General features: G+C 46.5%; 8 protein-coding genes and 1 pseudogene. 5 read left to right on the top strand and 4 right to left on the bottom strand.

Going from position 1 to position 12,599, the window contains the following annotated elements:
- Positions 1–120: 120 nt before the first annotated feature.
- On the bottom strand, positions 121–1,269 hold the full coding sequence (locus tag ATB74_RS00630; protein ID WP_061015783.1) for a PLP-dependent aminotransferase family protein: 1,149 nt from the start codon (positions 1,267–1,269) through the stop codon (positions 121–123).
- A 115-nt stretch (positions 1,270–1,384) separates the two neighbouring features.
- Between ATB74_RS00630 and ATB74_RS00625 the strand changes: the two genes are divergently transcribed.
- Both ATB74_RS00625 and ATB74_RS00620 read left to right on the top strand, forming a co-directional pair.
- Positions 1,385–2,254 (top strand): AraC family transcriptional regulator, encoded by an 870-nt coding sequence (locus ATB74_RS00625; protein WP_061015781.1) that lies wholly within the window; start codon positions 1,385–1,387, stop codon positions 2,252–2,254.
- Positions 2,255–2,278: 24 nt separating this feature from the next.
- Positions 2,279–2,521, top strand: a complete 243-nt coding sequence (locus ATB74_RS00620) for a hypothetical protein (protein WP_061015779.1) — start codon at positions 2,279–2,281, stop codon at positions 2,519–2,521.
- A gap of 106 nt (positions 2,522–2,627) precedes the next feature.
- On the opposite strand, the gene ATB74_RS00615 is transcribed toward ATB74_RS00620, so the two are convergent.
- The 3 genes from ATB74_RS00615 to ATB74_RS00605 all read right to left on the bottom strand — a co-directional run bounded on the left by ATB74_RS00615 (position 2,628) and on the right by ATB74_RS00605 (position 9,058).
- Entirely contained in the window at positions 2,628–5,483 is a 2,856-nt protein-coding gene (locus tag ATB74_RS00615) for an FAD-binding and (Fe-S)-binding domain-containing protein (RefSeq protein ID WP_061015777.1), read from the bottom strand.
- Between the two features lie 462 nt (positions 5,484–5,945).
- Positions 5,946–7,085: an FMN-dependent L-lactate dehydrogenase LldD gene (lldD, locus tag ATB74_RS00610; RefSeq protein ID WP_050620158.1), complete on the bottom strand. Its 1,140-nt coding sequence runs from the start codon at positions 7,083–7,085 to the stop codon at positions 5,946–5,948.
- Between the two features lie 278 nt (positions 7,086–7,363).
- Positions 7,364–9,058, bottom strand: coding sequence for an L-lactate permease (locus tag ATB74_RS00605; protein ID WP_061015773.1), 1,695 nt, complete (start codon positions 9,056–9,058; stop codon positions 7,364–7,366).
- A 234-nt stretch (positions 9,059–9,292) separates the two neighbouring features.
- Here ATB74_RS00605 and ATB74_RS00600 point away from each other — a divergent pair, with 234 nt between their 5' ends.
- From ATB74_RS00600 to ATB74_RS00590, 3 genes and pseudogenes are all read left to right on the top strand, one after another.
- A complete protein-coding gene (locus ATB74_RS00600; RefSeq protein WP_061015771.1) occupies positions 9,293–10,210 on the top strand; it encodes a LysR family transcriptional regulator in 918 nt (305 codons plus the stop codon).
- Between the two features lie 65 nt (positions 10,211–10,275).
- A pseudogene (locus tag ATB74_RS00595) lies at positions 10,276–10,485 on the top strand (prolyl oligopeptidase family serine peptidase); the annotation flags it as partial.
- A 373-nt stretch (positions 10,486–10,858) separates the two neighbouring features.
- Positions 10,859–12,148 (top strand): carbohydrate porin, encoded by a 1,290-nt coding sequence (locus ATB74_RS00590; RefSeq protein ID WP_061015769.1) that lies wholly within the window; start codon positions 10,859–10,861, stop codon positions 12,146–12,148.
- Positions 12,149–12,599: the final 451 nt, after the last annotated feature.

Genomic DNA, 12,599 nt, shown 5'->3' with positions numbered 1-12,599 from the left:
TACTATTTAAGAAACCGAGTTATTTCACCATCTTTCTTGAAGGCGACATTACACAAAAAAGGCCCTGCTGTAAAAATACAGCAGGGCCTTGGTATCTAGTCCGTTTTACTTAATCGGCGATTACGCTTGGTTAAGTACTTCCGCTAAGCGTTTCACCGCTTCTGTTAATTCTTTTGGGTTGGCGTTAGTGAAGTTTAGGCGCAGTGCGGCTTTGGCTTCATCGGCCTTTGGATAGAATACTGGGCTTGGTACAACCGCCACGCCATTCGATAGTAAGGTTTTTGCTAATTCGAAGGTGTCACACTCTGGGATTTCAACCCAGATGAACATTCCGCCATCCACGGCTTTTAACACGCAATCTGCAGGCAGTTGTTTCTCTAGCTCTGAGAACAGCACTTCATAACGAGATTTGTACAGGGTGCGAATGTTTTCCATATGCACGCCAAAGTCTTCATGTTTTAGAAGACCAACAAGCAGTGCTTGCATCGGTACACTTGAGTGCAAGTCAGCGCCTTGTTTCACTTTGATCAGTGGCTCAAGGTAGCTGCGTTTACCTGTTACCGCGCCAATACGTAGACCTGGCGATGCAATCTTAGAGAATGAACGAAGAACGATAGAGTTATCAGGGCAGAACGAAGAAACCAATGGCAGTTCAGTGCCTGTAAAGCGCAGCTCGCGGTAAGGTGCATCTTCAATGAATGCCACGTTATATTTGATACACAGCTCAGCTACTTTTTGACGAGTTTCTGTTGCCCAGCACACACCGGTTGGGTTGTGAAAATCAGGCACGGCATAGAACATCTTCGGTGATTGCTGTGCAAAGCACGTTTCCAGTTCGTCTAGGTTCGGGCCAAATTCAGTTTGAGACACGGTCGCGATGTTTGCTTGAACTAGGCCAAACACCTGCATCGCACCTAAGTAGCTTGGCGCTTCCATCACAACCACATCTCCCGGATCGACATAGGCACGGGCAATCAAATCCAAACCTTGCTGAGAACCGGTACAGATCATCGCTGTGTGAGTCTCTGGCAATCGGTAGCTTTGCGTCAGGTGCTCAAGCAATGGGCCGTAACCCGCAGTAGAACCGTATTGGAAAACTTCAGGCATGTTCGCTAGGTTTTCTAGCGTTGGCTTCATCAAATCGATAGGGAATGTTTTCTCGTCCGGTAAACCACCGGCCAATGAGATGACATTTGGATCACTTGCGGCTGCGAGGATCTCTCGAATGTATGAAGATTGAATCTGTTGTAATGACTGTGCGATTTCCATGTGTTGTGTCTCGTCGTTTATCGTTTTTATTCTATCGCTTGATATTACACGGCAATTGTAAAAAGTAGCGTGTCCGTTTATGCTCTTAAACATGTCCATTTATGCTATTTAAGCGATGTCACGTCAACACATATCACGAATCAATGATGTTTTGTTTCATATTCACCAGGACATCAGCCAGCCTCTGTCGGCAAAAGCGCTCTCCGAGATTGCGGCTTATTCAGAGCAACATTTTCATCGCACCTTTAAAAGCGTGGTTGGGGAGTCGTTGCATCAGTACATTCGACGAACTCGAATGGAGTATGCGGCCAATCAATTGATGTTCGATACCACGTCATCAGTGGTGGAAATTGCCAGTAAGTGTGGTTTCAGTTCGGTGTCTTCGTTTAGCCGCGCGTTTAAAGCGACCTTTAACATGTCACCGGGTGAGTGGCGTAAACACGATTTACAGATCGCCGAAAAGCCCTATTTGAAAGACCCGGAAGTCGCGGCAGGCTATTTGAATGTCGCGCAGCGAGTATTGCCTGAACCTAAGATCATTGAAGTGCCTGAGCGCATGGCAGCCTATGTTCGACATACGGGTTATAACCGTTCTATTCGCAATGCCTGGCTGATATTGAAAGCGTGGGCGAACTCCGAACAACGTGATTTTTCGAGCCAATTTGGTTTGCATCATTCGAATCCTGCTTGGGTTGAGATGGATCAATGTAGATATGTGGCGTGTATCGCGATTAATGAACCGATTAAGTATCGTAGTGTGGTTAATCAGATGGTGATTCCGAGCGGCTTACATGCGGTGTTTCGATTGAATGGGCGCTATGGAGAACTGCTACCACAGATCAGCATGGTATTAGAAAAGTGGCTACCTACGTCTGGCTTCAAGCAACGTTCTACTCCGGCTTATGTGCATTATCATCAGAATCACTTTCTTAACACCGATGAAGTGTTCGAGCTCGATTTCTACCTTCCCGTGAGTTTTTATTAGTAACCCCGTTTTTGAGGAATAATTATGTATCTCGTTTTGTATTGCCACAATATTGGTATGACCGATTTTTCCTTCTTTGAAACAGAAGATTTTGACAAAGAAGATGGCTATATCGTACGAGGTAAGTGGCCGAATGAGAAAGCGTTTCGTGATTACTTGACCAAGGAGTTTGGTGACATGAACGAGTTCCGAGTGATCGACTTAATCGCCAAAGGTGCAGAAGCAGAACACTACTCGCCAGAAGAGTTGATGCGTTTAGCTCTCTAACTGTTAGCTCAGTAGCACGTTTTAAATCGAATAAAGAAATGGCAGCCTGATTAGGCTGCCATTTTTCGTTTTAAGCTAGAGCTCGTCACTCGCAATGAGAGTGAAGCTACTGTGCGACTTCGTCCACCAAGTACAAGATTGATTGATATGGAATGCCACTGTGATGTGACAAACCGATCTCACAAGTTCGGCTGTTACTGAATCCACGAGTACAGTTGCTCGGCACTTGCTCTTTGAGTGGGTGTACCGCCGCTTCATTCAACTCTGGCGTAGTGAAACCTTTATCACCCGCCCAACCACAACATTGAATATGCTCAGGGACAATCACTTCTTCAGTACACGCTTTAGCAAGGTTCAACATCGCGCCTTCTAAGCCCATTCGACGAGAACTACACGTCACATGCAGCATTACGGTTTCTTTAAGTGGCTCAAGCGTCAGGTGCTCAAGCAGGTATTGATTCACAAACCCTGTCGGTTCTAACACCTCTAGTGGCTTGGTGAATTGCTCAATACTGCGCTTGGCACACGGACTGGTGTCCATTAATACTGGGTATTCACCCTGACGACTGGCTTGCCACAACACTTCTTCTAACTGTTGAGCCTTCGATTGCGCGAGGTCGGTCATTCCTTTGCTGTCGTAAGGCATACCACAACATTGGTCATCTAGCTTCTTCGGAAGAATAACCTCGAATCCCGCCTTGCTGAGCAGGGACATAGTCACTTCAGTAAGAGGACGCTGATCGCCCGCATCGCTCTGTTGACCCATGGTTCGACTGGCACAGGAAGGGAGGTAAACCACCTTCTTATGATTACTTGAAGATTCTGCCGTCACTGTTGATGAGACTAGCGAGTGACTATTGGATTGCGGCATCTCTGGCATCCAAACCGGTGTTGCGCCTTTGGTCACTGAACGCAGGCCATTAGTGAGCTTGCCGACCGTATTTGCGCCCAGAACTTTACTCGCTACTTGATTGGTTTTGAGACCTGCTTTGGTCAGCTTAGTGGTGGTCGAGAAGTGATCCGCCGTCCACTTAGCGATTGGTGTGAACTTCTGGTACTTGGCAACACGAAGCTTCTTCACCAAGTCGCCAGTATTAATGCCAACCGGGCAACGCTCAGCACACAAGCCTGTCGCCGCACAGGTATCAATGCCTTGGTATTCAAACGTCTTCTTTAGCTCGCTTGCTTCTATTTCTTCGCCTGCAGCTCGGCGGCGTTGCAGTTCTCGGTACAACACAATACGTTGTCGCGGTGATAAGGTCAGTGTGCGAGATGGGCAGACTGGCTCACAAAATCCACACTCAATACAGCGGTCAACAAGGTCGTCGGCAGCAGGCATTGGCTTTAAGTCTGTGATGTGGGAGTTTGGATTGTCGTTGATGATAACACCAGGGTTAAGCAATCTTTCTGGATCGAACAGTGCTTTGATCTGTTGCATCAAGGCGTAACCATCTTTGCCCCATTCCAACTCGACGTAAGGTGCCATGTTACGGCCCGTACCGTGTTCCGCTTTCAGAGAGCCTTGATATTTCACGGCGACAAGCTCGGCTACGTCATCCATGAAACCGCCGTAACGATCGATCTCTTCTTGGCTATCAAAGCCTTGGGTAAATACAAAGTGTAGGTTGCCTTCTAGGGCGTGACCGAAAATGATTGCTTCGCTGTAGTCGTATTTATCAAACAGCTCTTGTAGCTCTCGAATGCCATTTGCAAGGTTTACTACTGGGAAAGCAACATCTTCAATGATGACGGTAGTACCGACTTCACGCACTGCGCCAACGGCTGGAAACATGCCTTTTCGAATACCCCATAGGGTAGCGACAGTCTTCGGATCGGACGTAAAAGGGACCGATTCAACAATCGTGTAATCAGCCAATGCATCTAAAATTGATTTACATTGTAAATCTAAGTCCTGCTGGGAGCTGGCGTGTGATTCCACCAAAATAGCCGCTGCTTCTAAATCCAAGTTTGGCATAAACGCAGGCATACCAGGTTTATCCGCCACTGAACGCAGCGCCCTGCCATCCATCAGCTCAACGGCTGCAACCGGAGTTTTGGATAGCGTAGTCACGGCTTTACTTGCTTGCTCGATGTCGGCAAACACCAGCAGAGCAGAGGCTTTATTCGGGTGTTCAATCACCGTGTTGTAAGTGATCTCGGCGATGAAGCCTAGCGTGCCTTCTGAGCCAATCATCAGGTGTTTGATGATCTCCATTGGGTCGTGGTAATCGACCAAGGCATTCAGAGCGTAGCCAGTGGTGTTTTTGAGGCGGTACTTGTGGCGGATTCTGTCTGCAAGTTCTTGATTTGAGATGGTTTGGCGGTGCAATTCAGCAATACCATCAAATAGCGTTTTGTGTGACTGCTTGAAGGACTCAACGCTAGCACTGTCTGCTGTATCTAGTAGGGTGCCATCGCTTAGGACGACTTTCATACTTTCTACAGTGCGATAGGAGTTTTGCGCGGTACCACAGCACATACCGCTAGCGTTATTCGCGGCAATACCACCGATTTTACAGGTATTGATAGAGGCTGGGTCTGGGCCGATTTTACGTTGGAAAGGGGCTAGGTATTTGTTGGCATCAGCGCCAATTACACCGGGTTGAAGGATGATCTGATTACCGTTATCGACGATCTCGTGACCACGCCAGTCATCGGTCAGTGTGATGAGTACCGAGTCTGAAACAGCTTGCCCGGAAAGGCTGGTACCTGCGGCGCGAAAGGTAAAATGAATGCCCAGCTCGCGACAGCTTTGAATGGTGAATATGACTTCGTCTAAGTTTTTGAGCCTTAGAACCATTTTCGGCACCAAGCGATAAAAACTCGCATCGGTGCCGTAAGCCAAGCGCTTTGCCTCTTGCGTGACAATGCGTTCTGTTTCTATTTTTTGAGCCAGGATTGCTTCAAGCTGCTGATAAGCTTGTGCGTCTATTACTCGCTCATGGGATGCGGTTGTCTCCATCTTTGCTTCCTTGTGCTTCTTATTTGGCACTGGTTAGGGCGTGTTGACCTTTCGTGGTTAAATTTTGTTCGCATGGGGGCGCCTAGTCAAAAGCGTTTTAATCGCGGCGAGGGGGAAGTAGCCTAGTCATTCTAAGCAAATCCCTCTCAACAAAGAGTAAAACGCTTTTTGCGGGGGCGCCCAGCTCGAACCCTTCGGGCAGCGTTTGCTGGCCATTTCTACTACGTTATCGGCTTCTCATGTAGGCTAGCTACACATCGACGCCTCTGCCTTGTATAAATACCCAGCAACTCGCTGCAAAAATCAGCTCGAAAGATCAACACGCCCTAGCTTTTCATTTTATTTTCCAGTGCTTAAACGGTGTCACAACGGCAGTGGAATTGCTGTGACACCGATTGAACTTCAGTCTAAGTAGACCAAAGCATTAGTCCGAGTCTGAATCTGAACTTGAATTGTTGCGGCTTAATCTAGCCCTACCAAAGATTCACGAGTTAAGTCTTTAATTGTTTTCGCGCCTGTTAATGTCATCGCAACGCGCATCTCTTTGTCGTACAGATCGAGTAAGTTCTCAACGCCTGCTTGTCCTTGAGCCGCTAACGCGTAGACGAATGAGCGACCAAGCAAAGTACAGTCCGCACCCATCGCCATCATGCGTACTACATCTAAGCCAGTACGAATACCAGAATCGACCAGAATCTTGGTGTCGCCTTTTACTGCGTCTGCGATCGCAGGTAATGCTTTGGCACTTGATAAAACACCATCGAGCTGACGACCGCCGTGGTTTGAAACCACGATACCGTCAGCACCAAATCTCACGGCGTCTTTTGCATCTTCTTCGTCAAGAATGCCTTTGATGACCATAGGGCCATCCCAGAAATCACGGATCCACTCTAGGTCTTTCCATGAGATCGATGGGTCGAAGTTGTCACCCAACCAACCGATGTAGTCTTCCAGTTTGGTTGGAGAACCACGATAAGTTGAGATGTTGCCTAGGTCGTGTGGTTTACCCAACAAACCAACATCAACCGCCCAGCTAGGATGACGCATAGATTGGAATACACGACGCATTGCCGCATTTGGGCCACTCATTCCTGAGTGCATGTCACGGTAGCGAGCGCCAGGTACTGGCATATCAACGGTGAAAACCAATGTTGTTACGCCTGCTGCTTTTGCGCGTTCAAGAACGTTCTTCATGAAGCCGCGATCTTTTAACACGTAAAGCTGAAACCACATTGGGCGTTCAATCTTAGGTGCGACTTCTTCAATCGGACATACCGACACCGTCGACATCGTAAAAGGGATACCTTTGTTGTCTGCGGCTTTTGCTGCTTGCACTTCACCACGTCGCGCGTACATGCCCGTTAGACCAACGGGTGCTAAGGCAATCGGCATCGCTAGCTTTTCGCCAAACAGCTCAGTTTCCAAATTCAGATCTGACATGTCATTGAGGACACGCTGCTTGAGCGCGATTTCTGCCAAATCAGCCGTGTTGCGGCGTAGGGTATGTTCTCCGTAAGAACCTCCGTCAATGTAGTGGAAAAGAAACGGTGGCAATTTCGATTTTGCTGCGGCGCGGTAATCAGTCGATGCGGATATGATCATAATTTCAGTCCTAAATTTTTGGGATGTTGCCCTTCTATGAGAGCTTGGTTTGGGCTGCTTTAATTCTTGAAAGTAAGTATTCGGTCTTTCTTAAGCTTTGAAGCTGTAAACGATAAAACGATAAAACGCTAAAATGATAAGCGGGAAAATGGCGTTAATACCCGAGGGTGTTGATGTGTTTTAGTATCCATTCCGAAACTCATCAACTGTCTTGTTAGACGGTGTTGCAGTCGGGGAATTGAGTATTAACGCCAAGTGCTTTTGTAACGACTTACGGTTTACATAAGTGCGTCTGTCATTTTGAAGCCGTAGATAACCACTAGGCCAATGATTCCTGTCATCACCAAGTAGTAGAACGTTGGGATGATTGTCTTACGTAGTGTTGCGCCTTCTCGTCCTAACAAACCTACGGTCGCTGATGCGGCTACCACGTTGTGAATCGCAATCATGTTACCGGCTGCTGCACCAACGGCTTGCAGAGCGACAACCACCGCACTAGAGATAGTCAGAGTTTGTGCTACTTCGAACTGGAATTGGCTGAACATCATGTTGGAAACGGTGTTCGAACCTGCAATGAAGGCACCTAACGCACCTACCGTTGCACTCAACGCTGGGAATGCGCCGCCAACTAGGTCAGCTGCAAAGTTCGCTGTGGTTACTGGCATGCTTGCCAAATCTGCACCGTTCACACCAGAGTTAATAAAGATACGTACCATTGGGATGGTGAACACCAACACAAAGCCTGCGCCTATCAGAGTCTTGCTTGATTCACCAAAAGCTTTAGCCAGGGGAGCAGCACTGCGAGATTGCATTAGAACCGCAACTAGCGCGACGAATACCAAGATGCCGCCAGGTAGATACAGAGGTTGAATTGCAGTGCTTACGCCAGTCTCGCCAAGGATGTTGCTGAAAGAAAGGCTAACGCTCTTAAGCAGGCCTTTGAACTCAGGGCTCACACGGCTAGCAACCAGAGTCACAGCGAGGAGCACGTAAGGTGCCCATGCCATCGCCATGCTCATTTTCTTATGGTTCTGACTGTTGTCATCAAGGTCAATTTTCAGAGAACCTAACCATTCAGCTGGCCACTTGTCTTCGCTCTCAAAATCCCATTTTGATTTTGGAACGAGGAAGCCACGTTTTGCCGCTGTAACCACAATTGCTAGGCCGACTAGACCACCAATCAATGATGGGAATTCTGCGCCTAGGAAGACGCCAGTCAGTGCGTAAGGAATAGTGAAAGCAGCACCCGCGAACAGTGCGAACGGTAGGATATCTAAACCTTCAGTCCAGCTTTTGTTCTTACCGAAGAAGCGAGTCAGCATCATCGCCATCAATACAGGCATCATCACCCCAACAGAAGCATGAATCAGCGCAACGCTCGACGTGATTTGTTGCAGGTAAGCATCCCATGTTGAGCCATGAGCAATCAGGCTTTCACCGATGTTGTGCGTGTCCAAGCCTTTGTTCACACCAACGATAATTGGAGTGCCAACCGCGCCGAATGATACTGGCGTAGATTGAATCATCATGCCCATCAGTACCGCAGCAAGTGCTGGGAAGCCGATAGCAACCAGTAGCGGTGCGGCAATAGCTGCAGGTGTGCCGAAACCAGATGCGCCCTCAATGAATGAACCAAAACACCAAGCAATTATGATTGCCTGAACGCGACGGTCAGCGGATATATCCGTGAAGCCGTTACGAATAGTGGTGATAGCTCCGGTGTGTTTCAAAGTGTTTAATAAGAAGATGGCGCCGAACACAATCCAGAGAACCGACACGGTAATGCCGAAACCTTGGAATACAGAAGCCAACACGCGAGTGCTAGACATATCCCAAGCAAATAGGGCAATAGCAACGGTTAGTGCAAATGCCACTGGCATCGCTTTTTTCGCTGGCCAGTTCAGGCCAACCAATAGAATCGCTGCAACAACTATTGGCGAAAAGGCCAATAAAGCTAGTAGAGTTTCACTCATGGGTACTTCCTCGTACTGTTTTCAAACGTTCATGTTTGAAGTAAAGATCACGTTATGGTTTGTCGTCATTTGAATCGCTTTGGCCTCTAAACGGGAACCTTGTTTGGGCGACTCTTGTAATTGGAATGACTGTTTTTGTAATTGTTTTGTTAATTTGGCGTGAATTTACCCCTTTATTTTTTATTGATATAGGGAAATAATGAAAATAATTAATTCCAAAATTGGCATAATCAGATGCGAGCAGACGATTTGATCCTGTTTTCACAGGTAGTTGAACTGGGTAGTTTTAGCAAGGTGGCAGAACAAAATAACCTTACAAATTCGGTAGTTAGCAAGAGGATTGCGCGCCTGGAGGAAGAAATTGGCGTGCAATTATTATATCGAACGACGCGTAAATTGACCCTGACTGAGGCAGGTAAGGCAATGCTACATAGCGCCAAAAATGTGAAGCAGGCGGCTCAAGAGGCTATGGATGCAGTTTCAGGCTTTGGTGAAAATGTCAGTGGTCATATCAAAATGTCAGTGCCTACTATCTCCGGAGATTTGATTCTCGCAGACGCTGTGGCCGAGTTTTGTAATATGCACCCAGGTTTAACGGTCGATATGTCTCTGAACAATCGCTTTGTAGACTTGGTAGAGGATGGTCTCGACTTAGTGATTCGAACCGGCTACTTGGAAGATTCAAGCCTCATTGCTCGTCATATATTGGATTCACAATGGGTGGTGTGCGCTTCGCCGTCTTATATTGCTAAGAACGGTAAGCCGATGTTGCCTAAAGATTTAGTGCAACATAACTGTCTGCAATATGCGTATCAAACCACGGGTGCTAGTGAATGGCAGTTCCTGCATAGTAAAGATGGCTGTACCGACAACGACAAATACATTGTGCGTGTTTCGGGTTCTTTTTCTACCGATAACGCGACGGCATTAAGAAAGGCGGCGTTGGGCGGTCATGGTGTGGCGTACGTGCCACGTTGTCTGGTTTATCACGATATTCGAAACGGCCAGCTAGTGGACATCTTCCCAGATTTAGTCGGTAAAAAGTTGGGTATTTATGCGGTGTACCCTTTTACTCGCCAGCCCCCAAACAAAATTAAGCTACTGATCGAACACATCAGAACGCGTTACTTAACGATTTCACACTATTTCTAATTCTATGAGTTTTCGCCATGTTTTGATGAGTAGAGTCATAGCGTTACAGCATATAAAAGAAGGGTCACGTCGACCGCGTGGTATCTGCACACTCTTATAAGTTCATTGCTGAGCTGCAAGACAAGCATGAAGGTGGTGCGCCTGGGATGATTCACATAGATGTGAATGCTGGGCATGGTGTCGGAATGCCGCTGAATAAAGCGACCTACTTAGCCGTGGGTATCTACGGATTTACTCTGTTCAATATGGGAATAGAGTATCTGGATTCACTTTAGCGAATACTTGATTTTAGATAACTGAGTATTTGAGTCAGACTTAAAAGCCTCAAAATCAACGTAAGATTTTGAGGTTTTTCATATATATGAAAATCAATCAAAACCACACCGTATTCCCCTTACTTTCATGTACGGTTTTCCGTGATAGACCCCGCCATTATTGATGAAATGAAAGCGATTTCAAGCTGCTATTTCACGCGTTTTTTAATATAAACTATTGATCTTAAAATGATAAATTTGGTCATGAGTCTTCTAAAAGTTTCATGGCTTTTAAGCTGATTTATCAGTGTGAACAGCGACTAACTTTTCAACGCTTTCATTGCTTAATATTTCCCTGTTCGATGAAAACTCAAAAAAATAATAGGGAATTACAATGCAAAAATTTAAGCTTTTGCCAATAACAGTCGCAGTGGCGGCTTCGCTTGCTTCACTCTCTTCTTTCGCTGCAGAGACGGATCTTGCTGCTTTGGAACAACGAATCCAAGAGTTGGAGTCTCAGGTTGGAGATATCAAGTACACTGATGACCAACAACAAGCGGTTCTAACTTCAGAAACGAATGTACCAGACGGTATCGTCTTCTCTGGTTATGCTCGTTACGGCGCTCACTACAAAAGTGGTGATGAGCGCTACGTAGACATCGGTACAACAGGCCGCTCTGTTGGTCGTTTAGGTAACGAAGCGAACGGTGGTGAAGTCCAGTTAGCTAAGCTTTTCCAAGCTGACAGCGGAGCTATCTGGGACATCGTATTCATGGCTGACCACTGGGAAGCAGACGCATGGGCTGATGACGGTGGCCTAAGCATGAAAAAAATGTATGCCGGTGTAACCAACGTCTTTGAAAGCCAGCCTGAGCTTTACATGTGGGCTGGCCGTGACTTCCATCAACGTCCGCAACAAGGTTTGAACGATTACTTCTGGATGACACATGATGGTCAAGGTGCTGGCTTTAACAACCTAGATTTCGGTGGCGCCAAGCTAGACATGGGCTTTGTTGGCCAAGTGAAAGGCGGCCTCGTAAATGACAATGGTCGATATGCAATTACTTCTAAACTTCACTCAATCAACGCGGGTATCGGTCAATTAGACCTATATGCTAACTATGGTTTTGCTTCAGATGAAGCAGACTCAGACGTAGCGGGTGAGCCGAAAGTCAGTGACGAAACGGCTTACTTGGTAGGTGCAACGTTAGGCTTGGGTGAGTCTAACAAGTTGGTTGTGAAGTATGGTGACGGTGCAGACACTTCGGTTTATGACCTTAAAGGTGATTACCAGACTTTGTACGCAAGCGTCGAGGGTAGCTACGCGGCATCAGAACAATTTATCATCGATTACTTAGTGTCGTACAAAGACAACTCTGGTTCAGATCTAGACCGCGAGAACACGGAGTACGCTGGTATCATTCGCCCGCAATACCAATGGAATGACACACACTCTACATGGTTAGAAGCTGGTTACGGCATGGTTGATTACGATGACGACGGTGAAGAGAACGCGTGGAAAGTAACGCTTTCTCAAAACGTTTCTCTAGGTGGTTTACCTTGGAGCCGTCCAATGCTTCGTTTCTACACAACAGTGGGTGATGTAGAAACTAAAGGCAACACTGTGAATACAACTAATGTAGATACATTGTCGTTCGGTGCAATGTTTGAAGCTTGGTGGTAATCACTGATATAGAAAGAGTGGTTCTTTGAATCTGGCATATTTTCAAGGAGCCATGCTTTCGAATATCCATGCGTTTCAATAGTACGTAAATACTGTCCATTTTAGCCCTAAAGGCAGATTGATTAGGGCACGTTATATAACTCCATTCTTGGGCACATTCTTTGTGCCCTTTTTTCGTCTTGAATATCTGTTTTATCATTTGGGATTGCCTCTCCCTCTATTCTCCATGACATCTTCAATACCTCATTTCATATTATTTTAATTTATCTCGCGCACCCTGCTTTATCCCTAGTAACTGTAATGGTTAATTAGCGTCGTGGCCCTTGCATATAAATAGGTTTGCTAGTGAGAAATACTAGATATCAATCGTATTTGATACGCCAATAAGTATGTTGAAACCCCTTCACTGAACTAAGTTTTTTAACAAAACTGACTAATCAGTGGTTCATGA

The sequence above is a fragment of the Vibrio splendidus genome, from assembly GCF_001557875.1.
In the GTDB taxonomy this organism is placed as follows: Bacteria; Pseudomonadota; Gammaproteobacteria; order Enterobacterales; family Vibrionaceae; genus Vibrio; species Vibrio splendidus_F.
This window is presented reverse-complemented; position numbering and strand designations above follow the sequence as displayed.

Bases quoted from the DNA above. Each gene is read 5' to 3' on its own strand.
- ATB74_RS00630 (WP_061015783.1), bottom strand. From the start codon at position 1,269: ATGGAAATCGCACAGTCATTACAACAGATTCAATCTTCATACATTCGA.
- ATB74_RS00625 (WP_061015781.1), top strand. From the start codon at position 1,385: ATGTCACGTCAACACATATCACGAATCAATGATGTTTTGTTTCATATT.
- ATB74_RS00620 (WP_061015779.1), top strand. From the start codon at position 2,279: ATGTATCTCGTTTTGTATTGCCACAATATTGGTATGACCGATTTTTCC.
- ATB74_RS00615 (WP_061015777.1), bottom strand. From the start codon at position 5,483: ATGGAGACAACCGCATCCCATGAGCGAGTAATAGACGCACAAGCTTAT.
- lldD (WP_050620158.1), bottom strand. From the start codon at position 7,085: ATGATCATATCCGCATCGACTGATTACCGCGCCGCAGCAAAATCGAAA.
- ATB74_RS00605 (WP_061015773.1), bottom strand. From the start codon at position 9,058: ATGAGTGAAACTCTACTAGCTTTATTGGCCTTTTCGCCAATAGTTGTT.
- ATB74_RS00600 (WP_061015771.1), top strand. From the start codon at position 9,293: ATGCGAGCAGACGATTTGATCCTGTTTTCACAGGTAGTTGAACTGGGT.
- ATB74_RS00590 (WP_061015769.1), top strand. From the start codon at position 10,859: ATGCAAAAATTTAAGCTTTTGCCAATAACAGTCGCAGTGGCGGCTTCG.